We start from the raw sequence: 16,259 nt of genomic DNA on the forward strand, positions 1-16,259 counted from the left end.
TGTGCAGCAAGGGTTTGTCCCCCATAGCCTAATTCTAAGACTGTTTGGGCCATGAATCTTCTTTTAGCTGCACCTTTTAATTGAAGTGCAGTTTCACTGAGCAATTTCTTGAGAGAATCAGTTAATTCCATATACACTTACAAAGAAAAACTTGATTAATAATGTACAGGATTAATTCTACTACAAAATTGGCAGGAGGGGGCAACCATCGACCCCTACCTCCCACACTCCGAGAATGATTATTATTCTTGAGAATGAATAGTTTATTTTTTGGAAGTCCCTTACAGCGATTTGATAGAATTTCACAGTGGGTTATTTTGTGCTTTTTTGGGCAGCAATGACTGAAACCCTTGCCACATCTAGAAGGTGATCCTAATTAAGACGGGTAAATTAGTCAATTTCACGCACGACGATGATCTTTTTTTTGTGTAGTTTTATTGCAAAAAAAAAGTTTTTTTGACAAAAAGCACAAAGTATGATAAGGACGCTGTTGTATTTCTGGCTGCCAGTAGTTATTGCAGAGTTAGGTCAAAATCAGAGGATTTTCTGTTTTCAAGTGATGAAATACAGAAAAGCAGCAATTCGATCGAGAAACCGATAAAAACAGCCTAGACTAGAAAAAGAATCCTCTATCCTGACAGCTATCCTGTGGAGATTACTTTTTTAGGAACCAGTTCTGGGGTTCCCACTCGTTCCCGTAATGTCTCTAGTATCGCCCTTCGTTTGCCGCAACGGGCGGAAATATGGCTGTTTGACTGTGGAGAAGGAACTCAACACCAGTTACTGCGTAGCGACCTGAAAAGTTCCCAAATCCGACGCATTTTTATCACCCACATGCACGGGGATCATATCTTTGGTTTAATGGGACTGTTAGCCAGTATTGGATTAGCCGGTTCTGCTCAGGATATTGACATCTACGGACCCCCCGGACTAGGGGACTATCTGCGTGCTTGTGCTAAGTATTCCTATACTAATTTAGCCAATCGGGTGCGTGTCCATGCCGTTTCCCCCGGCATACTCTACGAAGATGAAGAATTTACCGTCTCCTGTCAGCTATTAAAACATCGTATTCCCGCCCATGGTTATCGTATCGCCGAAAAAGACCGTCCGGGACGTTTTGATGTGGAAAAAGCCAACGCTTTAGGTATTCCCCCCGGACCAATTTACGGCAAGCTGAAAAAGGGGGAAACTGTCACCCTCCCCGATGGCAGCAAAATTCGCGGTCAGTCCCTCTGCGGGGAACCAGAAATCGGCCGTAAAATTGCCTACTGTACCGATACTATTTTCTGTGAAGGCTCGATCGAATTGGCACGCGATGCAGATGTGTTAATTCATGAGGCGACTTTTGCACACCAAGATGCCGGGTTAGCCTTTGAAAGTGTTCATTCCACTTCGACGATGGCAGCCCAGGTGGCCTTGGCAGCCCAAGTAAAATTGTTATTAATGACCCATTTTAGTCCCCGTTATCTACCGGGGAATTCTCTGGATATTTCCAATCTGTTAGAGGAAGCGCGGGCAATTTTTCCTAACACTAAATTAGCCTACGATTTCCTCACCTACGAAGTCCCTCGCAACCGTCAAGAAATGGTCTTAGGAGTTAAGTAATTATGCCAGCAGCAGTGGAAGAAAAAAGCATGGTTCCCACGGTTTTAGTGGGTATTGGTGGCACGGGTAACGAGATTTTATCGCGATTGCGTCGTTTAATCGAGGAAAGTTATGGCAGTTTGAGCAATTTTCCGATTGTCAGTTTTTTGGTGGTTGACACGGATAAGGATTATAAAATCAGTAATCCTGAAGCTGCCGGCAGTGCTTTTAAAGATAACGAAAAACACTGGTCCCGGGTGAGCGGAAAACAGGTACAGGAGATGGTATCTGACATGGATAGATATCCCTGGATTAATAGTTGGTTTCCCCCGGAATTAGAGAGAAATATTACTTCCCTGGAAGCGGGGGCGGGACAAATTCGCGCCTGTGGTCGTTTTGCTTTATTTTGTAATTATCATGAGATCCAAAGAAAATTTCTAGACGCGGTGAGACGGGTAAAAGGACAAGAAAACTTTATGCTCGATCGCTATGGAATTAAAGTTAGTAATAGTGCTATTAATGTCTTTACTACGGGGTCTTTAAACGGTGGTACGGGTAGCGGAATGTTAATCGATCTAGGCTACTGTATTCGCAATTGGTTACGCGGGGAAAGTAGTCCTTTAAGTACGGCAATTGTTCCCACTCCTGAAGCATTTGCGGGGATTAGTGTCGGCGATCGAGTTTTGGCTAATGGTTACGCTGCCCTGATGGAATTAAATTACTTTTCTGACTACAGAACCGAATATCATCAACAGTTTAGCAGCGGTTTAGTCGATGAAGTGGTTAGTAAGTTACCCCCCTTCGATTTTACCTATTTAGTGGGGACAAAAAATGGCGAAGGTGATTTTAAACTCGGTCAAATTCGGGAAATGATCGCCCAAAATATTTTTCTAGATATGACCTCTGATTTTGCACCCCATAAGCGTTCTATTAGAGATAATATTAAGGGTTCTTGGGCGCAAGCTGACCCTGGGGGCCGCGGTTATCCTAAGCAATTTATGAGTTTTGGGCTATCAACTATTGAAATTCCTATTGCCCAAATTCGGACTTCTTTATCGGAACGTTTAGCCAAAGATTTAATTAATTGGTGGCTGAATGATTCCGTGATTTTACCCGCTCAAATGTTGGAGTTAGTAAGAGGTGATATCCTCAAAAGAATGCGCTTGAGCGAAGGGGAATTAATTATGGATTTATGTGCCGACAAGGATCGCTCTTTAATTGCCATAATCTCCCAATGGATTAACGAAACTCGTCAGGAAATCAATCAAGATAATTGGCTATCTTGTACCAAACAGGGTGTTAATATTTTAGGCAATGAACAGGGGAAAATTCTGCAATTTATTAATGATTATTTAACGCCAAGAGTTGAGGAATTTAAACGCAATCATTTACTAGAATTGAGTCCCGATGAACGGCTACACGGCGATTACCTGAAAAAGATTTATAGTAACCGGGATGAAATTATTCAACGGGGAAAAAAGTCCCTAGAAATGGAGTTTTATAATATCCTTGAAGATCGAAACCGTGGAGTAAAATTTGCCGAGAGTTTTATTCTTTTAGTACGACAAGTCTTCACCGACATAGCAGAAAAATTCCGTCGCGATCAAGAACAGGTTTGGAGTCAAAACGAAAGTAAACGTCAACGAGAATACGATACAGCCTTAGCGGAAATTAATGATCTGAAAGATAAACTTCATATCTCGAAAAAAGATAAGATGGAAGAATATTGTGAACAAGCTTTAACGGGATTGGAAGGCTATTTAATGGCCAATATTCAACGAAAAACCAGAGGTGCAGGAGTAGAGGTTATTAATCGTTTACTGGAACATCTTAATCAATTAGAAAGCCGTTTTAATCGCTTTCGTCAGAAATTAATTCAAAGTCGCGATCTATTTAATCTCCAAGCTAATCAACAGATCGATAGTGCCGATGCTTTGTTAATTAATGGGATTAAATTATTTGACAGACAAGAATTAAATGGTCTTTATCAAGACTTTATCGAACAATTTGCCTCGGGGATTGCCGGTAACAAAAATGCCTACGATACAGGTATGGATAACCTTTGTTTACCCCTCTCAGAAGAGATTTTAAAGCAATCTAGCCCCCTCTGGAAAGAAACGCGCCGCGCCGATGAAAATATGCGTTTATTTGACATCACCGAGATTGCCGATATTCGTCAAAGAGATTTTCAACAAGTTATCCTAAACCAAGCTAATCAACTTCTACAAAATGCTCCCGCTAGTAGTCGCATTCAGCAGGAATTAGCCGCTTGCGATCGCTTGTTAAAAATTTATAACAACGATGCCGATATTATCAATAATCTTCGCATTGCCTACCAAAAATCGCGACCCCTAATTATGCTTAATCCTGCGGTTTTGCGGGGAAAAGATGCGGGTTTTACACCGCAATTAAATCAAAATGTTGCCCTGATTGGGGGAAGAAATACCAATAACCCTGCAGCCCAAAAAATTATGCCGAAACTGCGGGAATTTATTGCCAACGAAGACGATATTAAACCCTTGGGAGAAGTGGAAAAACATCGTCTTGTCTTCGTGCAGGAAATTGGCGGGTTTTCCCTACGCTGTCTCGAGGGAATGCGAGAACTGCGGCAATCCTATCAGGACTGGAAAGGAGAATTTATTCTCGCTAAACGCGCTCAACAAATGGGGGAAAATCGCGATTTACCCATCCCCGTACATATCCAAAAGGAACCTCCTTTCTGGGATGTTTTTCCCGAAGATCCGAGTATTTATCAATTGGTGGTGACAGCCCGGGCTTTAAAAGTGCTTTTTCCAGAAGTCAATCGAGTCACTAATGAGAAAACAATTCGCTATGAAATTAAAACCGCAACGGGATTAAAAAAAGTCGATATCGCCACCAGTTGGGAAGATGCGGTACAGGTGTTAGAAGTAAAAGCTTGTCGCGAAGATAAGGAAAAAATTCAAAGTCAGGTGACGGCTAAGTTACAGGCTGCAGCCACTCCCGAGAAAAAACAAGCTTTGTATCGGACTTTTATCCAATATTTACAACAACGTTCCGAGGAGTTGACAGGAGGAAAAGATAATACAGAATATAAACGGGAAGATGCAATTATTTTGCAGTTAATCCATAACTATAAGTTGGATAGCGGTGGAGAAATTCCTCTTTCTCCGGTGACGGAAGTGGCTAACCCAGCTTTAATTATCTGCGGTAATTGTGGACACAAAAACCCGCCCTCGTCTAATTTTTGTTCTAAGTGTGGGGCAAAATTAGTTAAGTAGAAATTAGATTTTGGGTTGGATCCCCCCTGCCCCCCTTGATAAGGGGGGTGCCGATAGGCGGGGGGATCTACCTTGATAAGGGGGGTGCCGATCCCCCCTTAATCCCCCCTTGATAAGGGGGGAATCTGACAATTTTTAACACCTGATAAGGGGGAATCTGACAATTTTTAACACCTACCTAATTTAACAGAAAAAGTGGGGGTGTTAGCTGGACTAACATCCCCCACAATGAAAATTTTCGGGAAAAATTGCCTAATAGCGAAAAAACTGGATTATAATAAGGTCTTTACCCAAGATTTTTGCAGCCTCGCTAACTGCCATAAAGCCCAATCAAAACCCCTGTTTATCGAGAGAAAAACCAATGGTAGCCACTTTAAAAGGACGAGATGTTTTAAGAATAACCGACATGAGTAGCCAAGAAATCAGCGCCCTACTCAATCTATCGGCACAGCTTAAAGCTGGTAATCTTAACCCTAGCTGCAACAAAGTCTTAGGATTGCTATTTTATAAAGCTTCCACCAGGACCCGGGTTTCCTTTACCGTCGCTATGTACCAGTTAGGGGGACAGGTGATCGATCTTAATCCCAGTGTAACCCAAGTGGGGCGCGGGGAACCCTTAGCCGATACGGCCCGGGTACTCGATCGCTATCTCGATATTCTCGCAGTTCGCACCTTTAAACAAGAGGATTTAGAAGCTTTTGCTAATTACTCGCGCATCCCGATTATCAACGCTTTAACGGATTTAGAACATCCCTGCCAGATATTAGCCGATTTACAGACTATCCAAGAGACTTTTCAGACTTTACGGGGAATTAACCTCACCTATGTGGGGGATGGTAATAATGTCGCTAATTCTCTGCTCTTAGGTGGCGCTTTGATGGGGTTAAATGTGCGGGTTGCTTCCCCCGCAAACTATCAACCGGATGGGGAAATTGTCGCCAGCGCCCAAGCTATTGGCGAGAAAACCGGTAGTAAAATCTTAATCACCGACGATCCCGTTACGGCCGTAAAAGAATCTCAGGTGGTCTATACTGATGTCTGGGCAAGTATGGGACAGGAAAGCCTCGCTGATGCCCGAATTCCCGTTTTTCAGCCCTACCAAGTCAATGAACAGCTAATGAGTCACGCTGACAAAGACGCGATTATTCTCCATTGTTTACCTGCTCACCGGGAGGAAGAAATTACCAACGGGGCGATCGAGGGTGTACAATCAAAAGTCTGGGAGCAAGCGGAAAATCGGATGCACGCCCAAAAAGCTTTAATGGTGAGTTTATTGGGATTAATCTAGCTCCCGATGGTCAGTTACTAAAATAATTATTAAACTAGATCATCAATCATCCTAAGACCTGTCCGACACCAGAAGTTAACGCTAGGATTGATGGTAAGAGCAATAATCAGGGCAGCCTCCACACAAACTATATGTCAGACACCTCCGCCGTTAAAAAATATCTCGCCCATTGGTTTCAATTGGGAAAAAAAGTTGTTTGTCCCAAAAACCAAGCTATGCTATTTCCGCTGCCTATTTTCAATGGCGATCGCTATTCGTCGGAGTTTGAAGATTGTTGGCAAAAAATGCTCGATCCTGAAAGTGGCGATTGTTATCTAGAAGGTACTCAACAAACTATCCAAGACTTACTTTCCCCTCAATGGGAATTTCATCCCTGCGCTCGTTGTACTATACCTGTACCAATTGAGGTACTGGGCCAATCGGGTTTATCCTGTCCCTGCCATGATTTGAGTAATTGGCCTAATTTAGAATTACCCTTACCCCATTTACCCGTCAATAGTCGAGAAAATCTCGATCGCATCCGGCAAAGATTGCTAAAAAATTCTCCCTCACATTAACCGGACAAAAAGAGACGTTAGAAGTAACGTCTCGAAAAAAGGATTGATATTTAGGGTCTGCTGAATAAATCTAAAAACCTTGTTGGATAAGACTTTTAGACTTTTTTTTCCTCAAAAAGTGCCAGCCGTTGCGGGGATCGGGGGGAAAATTCAGGTACTTTTTCCCTGAAAATTAGGTAATTGACTACCTCAAAATCGGTAAAACCCCACACCCCACCTGCCCCCCCGATGTCGGGGGGGTTGGGGGGGCCACACCCTGCCCCCAGGAAAAGCTTTTTCAGCAAACCCTATTTAACGATTTCTGCCAAAAAGATTGACTAAATCTCGCAATCTCTCGCTATATTCTCCGGTTAAAGCTTCCTGACGATAGCGCCATGACCAATTGCCTTCTGCGACACTGGGGGTATTCATCCGCGCATCCGATCCTAAACCTAACACATCCTGTAACGGTACGATCGCCTGATTAGCCACGGAACTATAGGCCAGTCGAATCAGATCCCAAGCCACTCCCTGACCACTGGGAGCGCCAAGATATTGATAAAGTCGCGCTTTTTCGTAGTCATTGGCGTTATCCTGAAACCAGCCCACAGTGGTATTATTATCGTGAGTGCCGGTATAAATCACACAGTTGCGTTCGACGTTGAAAGGAAGATAGGGATTACCCGCATCACCCCCAAAAGCAAAGTGGAGAATCTTCATACCAGGGAAGGCAAAGTGATCGCGAAAATCTAGAACTGCTTGGTCAATATCGCCCAAATCTTCGGCAATAATCGGCAATTTACCTAAACGAGCGCCAATAGTATTAAAGAGATCATAACCTGGGGCCTTGAGCCAACGACCATTAATAGCGTTTTCCTGGCCAAAAGCCACCGCCCAATAGGCCTCTAATCCGCGAAAATGATCGATACGGATGATATCGACTAGGGAAAGAACCGCTTTTAAACGGCGTACCCACCAGTCAAAGCCCGTATTTTTGAGATAATCCCAGTTATAAAGAGGATTTCCCCATAATTGCCCCGTTTCTGAGAAATAATCCGGGGGAACCCCCGCCACTTCCAAGGGATTACCGGTTTGGGGATCTAGTCGGAAAACCTGCGGATTTGCCCAAACATCGGCACTATTATGGGAGACATAAATGGGGATATCACCGATAATCTCGATACCGAGGGAGTTAGCATAGCGTTTTAGGGCTAACCACTGCTCAAAAAACTCAAATTGCAGGAATTTGTGCAGAAAAATCTCCTCTTGTAACTCCTGTTTCGGTGTTTCCAACGCACCCCAATGACGTTCGCGAATTTCTGTCGGCCATTCCATCCATGCTTTACCCTGGTAAGCGTGGGATAAAGCCATAAATAGGGCGTAATCCTCTAACCAATCGGCATTGCCAGCACAAAAGCCGGCAAACTGTTTGTAAAGAATTGTGTCAGAACCCTTGACAAAATTGCTCGCCGCCTTTCTAAGTAGGGGAATTTTCCAGGCGATCAATTTATCAAAATCCACTTGATCGAGGGGAAAATCGGGAATATCCTCGAAATCTGCGTCACTAAGCAGGTTTTTTTCCCGAAGAAGATCGAGACTAATCAGGAGATGATTGCCAGCAATGGCACTAAAACTCATGTAGGGAGAGTTACCGTACCCTGTCGGGCCTAAAGGGAGAATTTGCCAGAGTTTTTGACCACTTTGAGCCAAAAAATCGATAAATTGATAGGCTTCTCTACCTAGTTCTCCAATCCCGTAACGACCGGGATGACTGGTGGGATGAAGCAAAATACCGCTAGAACGGCTAAAAGCCATGAAAAAACCCCCTTATCAATGATTCGGTTAGCAGTTATTAAGTGTTTAAAGCTGAATGCTCACTGCTATCTCCAAGCTAACCCGATCTCGATCATTAAGGGCAATACTTAACAACTTTATTAGACCTATACTAGGTAGGCGCAATTAAAGTTATGGAATCCTCTTCGGGTTTCGGCTTCGGCACGAGGGACGATCTGCCGTCCGCTCTCTCCTGCGTAGGTTAGGATACGACTTTGAACCCTTCTGCTCTCTGTTGGTTTAGGCATGAGATAAATACGCTCTACTTAGATTTTTTTGTATTGGCGAGTGGTTCGGTAAGTCTGATGAGGATCGTTCAATTTTTCTGGGTTTGTATATTCAAGCTCTCCCTCCTGGATCAAAGGTTTAATATGCTCGCATAGTAGATGTTTCCTGCTTCGTTGTAGTAACGATGCTAGTTCGCTTGATGAGCGATCTTTGATTTCACATAAGTCAAGAATTAATTCTCTTATTTCTTTCGTGCCGGGTCGCTTCCCTAAGCTCGCTAACCGTTCCTTTAAAGATTCCGATTCAACAACAGCGAATAGATCAAGCTCAAGTTGTTTAGACGCAAATGTACTACTGTCTGGATTAGAGGTGTCCAGCTGTCCAGATAAGCTTTCCGCTCCCTCTGTACTACTGTCTGGATTAGAGGTGTCCAGCTGTCCAGATAAGCTTTCCGCTCCCTCTGTACTACTGTCTGGATTAGAGGTGTCCAGCTGTCCAGATAAGCTATGATCTCTCGCGTTACTTTCCGGATTAGAGTCTTTGTCTCGATCGGGCCGAGCGGACTGAGCGCCTGAAGCCAGAGTGTAACAAGTAGCCGAGCCTTTACCCTGCTGTTCGAGCAATCCAGCGTCCCGTAAGCGTCTTAGATGATGACTGGCGGTGAGAGTATCAACATCGTTAGTAACACGGTAAATTAAGTTATTAATCATTCCCACTTGTCTTAATACCACAAGTGCTTTTGTTTCATCTGGACTTAATGTGTGATTTTTAAATTGTGTCAGCCATTGAATATCCTCGTCATCGAGAAGATGATGGGTAAAAAGAGTGACGCGAAAATAATCTCTATCTCGGTTGGAAACGAATAGAGGTAGAGTCAGATTAGCCTCTAACATTTTGTCTAACATAATTTTACCACCCGATCCTTTGGTTTCCGCCATATTCACTTCATGGAGAACTGTGGCAATTTTTTCGTTACGAGTTTTTGAAGTCGGTTGATCGAATTGATCTGTAGGTTTGAGAGAATAGCCTGGATTATGAATCTCTAAACGATCGGAGAAACGGATAATTTGAACGGGACTTCGCTCTCGATAATTGCGGTGCATGACGGCATTCACAATTGCCTCCCGAATTACTCTACGAGGGATGATAGGGATTTCTCTTCTGTGAATACCGTTTTCGTCAAGACTGAAAGCTTTGGGCAGATCGTTGAGTACCAGGGTGATTAGTCTAGGAATCGCTAACAGTAGAGGTTCCCGGACTTCAACGACTTGAAAACGCTTATCGGGATCGGCGACCCATTCTTTCCCTTCTACAAGAATGTAGTCGATACGGTGCATGGGGCAATGGCGACGTAGAGTGATCGCGTTTCCAAATAGAATTAAGCCAGCAAAGGTAAGGCAGTATTCTCCTTTTTGGGTAGGATGTTTAACGATCGCGTTCAGAGAGTATAACAATTCCCGATCATCATAATTGAGTTCGCTCGCATCAGGATTAAAAGCTTTTCTCTCTCTACGGTAAGCGGCGATCGCTTCGGGAGCGAGATCGTCTAGAGTAGCATCGGGAAAGGGAGTAGCGTCGTAGCTTTGGGAGTTACGCTCCCGATAGAAAAGTTCGATATCTGTTTCGGTTAGTCTCTGATCGGTGGAGGCGATCCGTCTAAACCCGCCCTTTGAGATTCCTCTACTGGTAATATAAACGGGTTTTTCCGAGGGCTGGGCTTCGGGGATAAAAGCGACGACCAGGGTTTTTCCGCTTTTAGTCACTGTCTCTACCCGCGGGCGAATCGTAATATTAAACACTTCCCGGCATTGGCTGGCGAGATCTCGTTGAATTTTGTCCGGGTCATCGAGTCCTTCGATCTCGTATTTATCGCCGTCGCTACCCTCTAGAGCTTTAATTCCTAAAATCAAGTAACCGCCATCTAATCCTGGTTCGTTGGCGAACGCACTAATCGTTTCCCAACAGCTTTTCCCGAATTCCGATCCTCGTTTTACTTCAATCTGAACACTCTCATCCTGAGCGATGAGCAGTTCCCAAAGTTCGTCGAAAGTTAGCATTGTTATTCGCCTCCTTCTCCTAGTTCAAGGTCGATGGCGGATAAATCGAGGTCATCAACTCGGATTTGAGCGGTCATCAGTTGATGGAGAAGGTTCTGAGATAAATCTTGTAAAGTATTTAATTTTGCCCGATGTTGATTGATTTTTTCCGAAATTAGGTCTAATGTAGTTGTTGAAATTGCATATTTAACAAACAAATTGTCAGGAACTGTATAAAGTAAAAATTCAGGTAAAAGCCGAACATTTACCCTGATAACAAGGATGTCTGTTGCACAAAAACCATTTAAATATTTTTGTAGATAAGGTCGTAGCTTTCCGAATAAAACGTCATTAACAGGAAATTCTATCTTACCAATTTTAACTTTAGATTCAAGACCGAGACCAACTAAATTGGGAAAACCGCTCGCTATATATTCAAGTTCTGTATAAGGCGTATTTCCCTTTTCAACAGGCTGATAGTTTGTCGATATTTTTTGATAACATTCGCCCAATTTATCTAATTTCCAGTCTTTGGCTAGACTGATATTTTTTAAGTATTGCATTGCTCTCAATTACTCCGAAGCTTTATGGCAATCTCACTTTTTATCTTTACTCCCTCACTGTCCATCTCTCCAAAACTTTTCAGTTAACAGAGTATCCACATCCTTCGCAAAAGGCCAAACATTAGGAAAATCGGTATCAGGATAATCCTCGCGCACCGACTCCAACGCTTCCCCGTAGGATTCCTCGAAGATCTCGACTAGAAAGCTTTTTAAACTCGGTGAGTATTTAAACTCTTTTTTTAACTCGTTGCGAAAATTCCGGCTCTCGATCTCCCATCCCCGATAACAATCCGGGAGAGGGACATAACACCGTTTTAAGAGATGCTCCAGTAAACGAACCAGAAAACTATGAACCGATTTACGTTGACTAATTCCCAAGGATTCCACCTCCTCGATTAAATTGTCCAGATCGATCGCCGCAAAATCCCCAGCTTTTAATCGATCTACTGTTTCGTCGATCCAGAGAGCGAAATCGGTATCGTAGAGCGTTTTCGTGGTTGTTGGTGTCATGCTCACGTCCTCTCGGTATTCTTTCACTATCCTAGCCGAACCGGCTCAAAATTTTTTTAATACTTCCAACTCCTCTAAGATTATAGATATCTTGTGAGAACCAAACTCTGTTTTGCCCATGAGTAGAAAACGGGTTTCTCCGAGAAACCCGTTTTCTGTGCGTTACTCACTGAACTTCTCCCATAGATATCTACTACAATAGCCAAAAACTCTTATCCATCAGACGACAGATAATGTGTGACTGCACAACAGCCTAAGCGGGTGAGGGGAATCGAACCCCTATCATTAGCTTGGAAGGCTAGGGTTTTACCACTAAACTACACCCGCATTTTCTCAGTAGCTTTGTTATCATAACACGAATTGCCGATTTTTGCAAGTAGGGATTTTCGGTTTGTTAATCGCCTCTAGATGGTCATAGATCGCCTAAAAATCCCGATCGCTCCTTTTTATCCCCGATTTGGCTAAAAGTTTCTTCCACGCGATCGAGGTCTAGTTGGGAGAAATTATCGATCGCCCAGTTAGACACTCTCTGCATAAAATGGAAGGGGTAGGTATGAGCGATTCCCACCACCTGCATTCCCGCTCTTTTTGCCGCTTCGCAACCGGCAAAAGTATCTTCAATCACCAGACATTCCCAGGGTTGCAATTGCAGATTAAAATTCCAACGATTGAATCTTTCTACGGCCAGTAAATAACCATCCGGTTGAGGTTTACTGGTGCTGATCTCATCACCGGTGACAATGACACTAAAATAATCCCCAAGGCCCGTCTGTTGCAAGATCGATTCTACTTCCGAGCGTATTGCTCCCGTCACCAAACCGATTTGTAGATCCCTGGCCTTAACTCGTTTTAAAAAAGAGTATATCTCTTCATAAATAGGAAGTTTCTCTAATTTTTCTAATTTTTCTCGGTATAAACTCGCTTTTTTGTTAATTAACTTAGTCAGATACTCCTCGGTCACTTGACGACCGCGACGGGTGAGAACATTACGCAAACAGACGCGATCGCTTCTTCCCAGACATAACTCCGCAAATTCCGACCCTAGGGGCAGTAAATTTTCCCCGAGCAAGATTTCATTGATTAACTCTTGATGGATTGGTTCATCATTGATGATCACCCCATTAAAATCGAACAGAACAGCCTTTAACATCAATCTTAGACAGAAAAGCTAATAAATAATAAGTAGGTGGGTATTAAAAATTGTCAGACACCCCCATGATCAAGGGGGATCCCCCCGCCTATCGGCACCCCCCTTATCAAGGGGGGCAGGGGGGATCAAAACCCCCCTTATCAAGGGGGGCAGGGGGGATCAAAACCCCCTTATCAAGGGGGGCAGGGGGGATCAAAACCCCCCTTATCAAGGGGGGCAGGGGGGATCAAGGACAAAATCTATCTTCAATTTAATTGAAACCACTTACTTAAATATTCTTGATTATACTAAAGTTTTTCGTCGAGGCTGGGCGGGTTTTGTCCCTTACCCCATCTCAACAAACAATTTTAATCGGAAAATTGCCAAGGCCTTGACAAATTTCCAGATTTGCTCTATTATTTTGTTATAGTGGGAATCCGTGCTGCCCTGTAACCCCCCTATTTGGGGCTGAGATATTAGCCAAAAATATAACAAAAGAATTTAGGCCATTGTTTCCGATACCCAACGGCGGAATAATTCCACAGCAATCCGATAACGAGAGTCTTGGCATTCGATGACATGATGATTTTCAAGGGTTTTTAGGGCCCGGTCGAGAGTTGTGGCAGTTAGTCCGGTGCTGGACAGTAAATCTGCCCGGGTTAATCCTTGCAGATGGGGAGAAAGAACTATTAAAATCTCCCCTTGTCCGGCCGCATCTTGTTTAGCCTGTTTCCAGACACCCGTAAAATAATAATTCCCCCTTTGAAAAAACTCGTCATCGATAGCTTTTTCCACATCTTCCACCTGAAAACGAATATCTTGGGGACGTTGCAACTCAAAGACCTGTTTATTATAAAAACGTACCAGATGAAAGCCGATCAATTGTACTAAATAGGGTTGACCGTGGGTAAGTTGATAAATTTTGTCCAAAGCAGATGGGGTATAGTCTAGGGGAAAATCCTCGTCTTCCCCAACGGGATTAGCGAGGATAACGCGAGTGGACTCAGGAGAGAGGAAACTAACTGGAATCGGGTAAACACTGCCAAAAAAAGGATGAAAATAATCGGCAGTCATCTCCTCTAGGGTATGTAATCCGGCAAAAACAAAAGCTAGACGCGGACTACTCTGGACAAGGGAACGCAGATAGCCGAGGAAATTCTGGGGGAGGGTATTCGCTTCGATTAAATCCTCAATTATCTCGAACTCATCGAGGGCAATAATTAAACCAGTTTTAGCTTTTTCCGCCAGAATCTGGCGCATCAGACGGTCTAAATAACGATTAAAATACATTTCTGGATGTTGGCAGATTTTTTCCTCTTCTGGGGCATCAATTGCCAAAGTTTGGGCGATTTCCTCAGCCATAGTCAGGAGAACTTCGGCTAGGCTGGTTACTGTGGCCAAGCGCTGTAAATTAATGTAGATAACGGAGACATTTGGTGGAAGATAGGCCTCCAGATTGCGTAGAATCGAAGTTTTACCCATGCGACGATGACCATAGAGAACTACGGAGGATAGGTTATCTCCCGACCACATTGACTGAAGTTCCCGCAGGATATCCCCACGACCAACAAAGCGTTGACCGATCACCGGATCACCGATAATGTAGGGATTAGGAATCGGTTGGGTAATAGTTACCGTTCCCACCGTTCCCGCGATGGATGCGCTAATTTTTAGCCATTTTAGGACGATAGAAAGGATTAATTCTTTTTCTGCTGGGGGTAAATTGGCCGCCTGTTGGTCGGCTATATCGATTAATTCCCCGATAATCCGATTAAGAGCGAGGGATCTGGTCTGTTGGGAGTAACTTCTCTGGACTAAAGCCATTTCTGCGATAACTCGATTTAAACTGCTGATAGCTTGCCAAGTTTGCGGACGTAATGACGGTTCTGGGGCAATGGGGGCAACCTCCAGGGAAGCGATACTATCGGGAGTTGCTGCCTGACTAAATCGGTGTAAAGTTTGGGCGAGGCTATACATTTCTTCCCCGTAGGCGAGGGAACGTACCACAGCAAAGGCTTTTTCGGCTTTTTCGGTGTCCTGTTGGCGAAGATACCAAAAACCGGCGGCGGCGGCACGAGCAGGGGTATCTAGACGGATTTTGCTGTCAGGAAAAGAAAACGGTTTCGCGGACGCATATTTTAACAATTGCCAATCGGAGGGATTTTCTGCCAGACGGGAGACGCGATAGATAATTTCTGCCTCTGGGAATTGCGATAAAACGCGATTAACAGCGGCAAGGACAGGAATAAACTGGCGGCTGTACCGAAGGTATTGATTGAGGTTATTAATAGCCGTTTCCCAGTCTTGCTGTAACCATTGTTGTAGAGTCGAGGTTAACCCCGGCAGCGGTAGAAGGGTAATACGGGGAAAAAGTCGCCCTTGGGGACCAGCCAAAAGCCCGATTAGCCAATTATCAAGACGGAAAAAGGCGAATATAAACCCCACGCCGCACACCACGCCGAACACCACGCCCAACACCACGCCCAACACCACACTCCACCCCACGCCCAACACCACGCCGGACACCACGCCGAACCCCACGCCGGACACCACGTTCCACACGCCGGACACCACGCCGAACCCCACGCCGAACCCCACGCCGTACACCACGCCCAACACCACGTTCCACACGCCGTTCGCCACGCCGTACCCCACGCCGTACCCCACGCCCCACACCACGCCCCACACCACGTTCCACACGCCGTTCGCCACGCCGTTCGCCACGCCCCACACCACGCCCCACACCACGCCCGACACCACGCCCAACCCCACGCCGGCCCCCACGCCGGCCCCCACGCCGGCCCCCACGCCGTACACCACGCCCCACACCACGCCGAACCCCACGCCCACCCAATTAACAGAAAGTCCTAAATTTGCCGCTATGCTACAGATAATCAGAGGGGTAATTACAGTTAAGAGAAGACCCTGAATACCTAGACGCAATTGTACGGGATGGTCGCGGAGAAATTGTATTTTATCGCGCCATGTTTTCTGTTCTTTTAATTCATCGCCGCCGCCTCTCGTTTCCACATACCAGCGCACTGCTTGGGGAAAATAAAACACCCAGTACAACAGCAAAAGATAATCAAAAGGATTCCATAAAGATAAATCGCGTTTGAGTTTAGGAGCGAGATTAATTCTGGGGACGGTGCTTTCCTTCATAATTTCTATCTCTAGCTATTTACCCGGTGATGGTTTATTAAGTAGTTAGGTGTTAACTGTCAAACACCCCCCTTATCAAGGGGGGCAGGGGGGATCAAACCCCCCTTATCAAGGTAGGAGCAAACCCCCC

General features: G+C 44.6%; 11 protein-coding genes, 1 tRNA gene and 1 pseudogene. 4 read left to right on the top strand and 9 right to left on the bottom strand.

Annotation, left to right across the window (positions count from 1 at the left end; genetic code table 11):
* Positions 1-131 (bottom strand): annotated as a pseudogene (locus H6F92_RS04570) (ISAzo13-like element ISMae28 family transposase); the annotation flags it as partial.
* Positions 132-648: 517 nt separating this feature from the next.
* On the opposite strand from H6F92_RS04570, the gene H6F92_RS04575 reads away from it, so the two are divergent.
* The 4 genes from H6F92_RS04575 to H6F92_RS04590 all read left to right on the top strand — a co-directional run bounded on the left by H6F92_RS04575 (position 649) and on the right by H6F92_RS04590 (position 6,689).
* Positions 649-1,605, top strand: a complete 957-nt coding sequence (locus H6F92_RS04575; protein WP_190356934.1) for a ribonuclease Z — start codon at positions 649-651, stop codon at positions 1,603-1,605.
* A gap of 2 nt (positions 1,606-1,607) precedes the next feature.
* Positions 1,608-4,844, top strand: a complete 3,237-nt coding sequence (locus tag H6F92_RS04580) for a tubulin-like doman-containing protein (protein ID WP_190356935.1) — start codon at positions 1,608-1,610, stop codon at positions 4,842-4,844.
* Between the two features lie 361 nt (positions 4,845-5,205).
* Positions 5,206-6,132 carry an ornithine carbamoyltransferase gene (argF, locus tag H6F92_RS04585; protein ID WP_190356936.1) on the top strand — a complete coding sequence of 309 codons (927 nt, stop codon included), beginning with the start codon at positions 5,206-5,208 and terminating at the stop codon, positions 6,130-6,132.
* Positions 6,133-6,263: 131 nt separating this feature from the next.
* Positions 6,264-6,689 carry a hypothetical protein gene (locus tag H6F92_RS04590; protein WP_190356937.1) on the top strand — a complete coding sequence of 142 codons (426 nt, stop codon included), beginning with the start codon at positions 6,264-6,266 and terminating at the stop codon, positions 6,687-6,689.
* Positions 6,690-6,784: 95 nt separating this feature from the next.
* Here H6F92_RS04590 and H6F92_RS26975 read toward each other — a convergent pair whose 3' ends face one another.
* The 8 genes from H6F92_RS26975 to H6F92_RS04625 all read right to left on the bottom strand — a co-directional run bounded on the left by H6F92_RS26975 (position 6,785) and on the right by H6F92_RS04625 (position 16,129).
* A complete protein-coding gene (locus H6F92_RS26975; protein WP_416338784.1) occupies positions 6,785-6,973 on the bottom strand; it encodes a hypothetical protein in 189 nt (62 codons plus the stop codon).
* 7 nt (positions 6,974-6,980) lie between these two features.
* Positions 6,981-8,483 carry a 4-alpha-glucanotransferase gene (gene malQ / locus H6F92_RS04595; RefSeq protein WP_190356938.1) on the bottom strand — a complete coding sequence of 501 codons (1,503 nt, stop codon included), beginning with the start codon at positions 8,481-8,483 and terminating at the stop codon, positions 6,981-6,983.
* 284 nt (positions 8,484-8,767) lie between these two features.
* A complete protein-coding gene (locus tag H6F92_RS04600) occupies positions 8,768-10,786 on the bottom strand; it encodes an ATP-binding protein (RefSeq protein ID WP_190356939.1) in 2,019 nt (672 codons plus the stop codon).
* Positions 10,787-10,788: 2 nt separating this feature from the next.
* Positions 10,789-11,328 (bottom strand): restriction endonuclease subunit S, encoded by a 540-nt coding sequence (locus H6F92_RS04605; RefSeq protein ID WP_190356940.1) that lies wholly within the window; start codon positions 11,326-11,328, stop codon positions 10,789-10,791.
* Between the two features lie 54 nt (positions 11,329-11,382).
* Positions 11,383-11,838 (bottom strand): DUF29 domain-containing protein, encoded by a 456-nt coding sequence (locus H6F92_RS04610; RefSeq protein WP_190356941.1) that lies wholly within the window; start codon positions 11,836-11,838, stop codon positions 11,383-11,385.
* Between the two features lie 256 nt (positions 11,839-12,094).
* Positions 12,095-12,165, bottom strand: a tRNA-Gly gene (locus H6F92_RS04615).
* A gap of 85 nt (positions 12,166-12,250) precedes the next feature.
* On the bottom strand, positions 12,251-12,988 hold the full coding sequence (locus H6F92_RS04620) for an HAD family hydrolase (RefSeq protein WP_190356942.1): 738 nt from the start codon (positions 12,986-12,988) through the stop codon (positions 12,251-12,253).
* A 480-nt stretch (positions 12,989-13,468) separates the two neighbouring features.
* Positions 13,469-16,129 carry an AAA family ATPase gene (locus H6F92_RS04625; RefSeq protein ID WP_190356943.1) on the bottom strand — a complete coding sequence of 887 codons (2,661 nt, stop codon included), beginning with the start codon at positions 16,127-16,129 and terminating at the stop codon, positions 13,469-13,471.
* Positions 16,130-16,259: the final 130 nt, after the last annotated feature.

It is taken from the genome of Microcystis wesenbergii FACHB-1317 (genome assembly GCF_014696875.1).
Classification (GTDB): Bacteria; Cyanobacteriota; Cyanobacteriia; order Cyanobacteriales; family Microcystaceae; genus Microcystis; species Microcystis wesenbergii_A.

Coding starts and splice junctions, on each gene's coding strand:
- H6F92_RS04580 (WP_190356935.1), top strand. CDS start 1,608: ATGCCAGCAGCAGTGGAAGAAAAAAGCATGGTTCCCACGGTTTTAGTG.
- argF (WP_190356936.1), top strand. CDS start 5,206: ATGGTAGCCACTTTAAAAGGACGAGATGTTTTAAGAATAACCGACATG.
- H6F92_RS04590 (WP_190356937.1), top strand. CDS start 6,264: ATGTCAGACACCTCCGCCGTTAAAAAATATCTCGCCCATTGGTTTCAA.
- malQ (WP_190356938.1), bottom strand. CDS start 8,483: ATGGCTTTTAGCCGTTCTAGCGGTATTTTGCTTCATCCCACCAGTCAT.
- H6F92_RS04600 (WP_190356939.1), bottom strand. CDS start 10,786: ATGCTAACTTTCGACGAACTTTGGGAACTGCTCATCGCTCAGGATGAG.
- H6F92_RS04605 (WP_190356940.1), bottom strand. CDS start 11,328: ATGCAATACTTAAAAAATATCAGTCTAGCCAAAGACTGGAAATTAGAT.
- H6F92_RS04610 (WP_190356941.1), bottom strand. CDS start 11,838: ATGACACCAACAACCACGAAAACGCTCTACGATACCGATTTCGCTCTC.
- H6F92_RS04620 (WP_190356942.1), bottom strand. CDS start 12,988: ATGTTAAAGGCTGTTCTGTTCGATTTTAATGGGGTGATCATCAATGAT.
- H6F92_RS04625 (WP_190356943.1), bottom strand. CDS start 16,129: ATGAAGGAAAGCACCGTCCCCAGAATTAATCTCGCTCCTAAACTCAAA.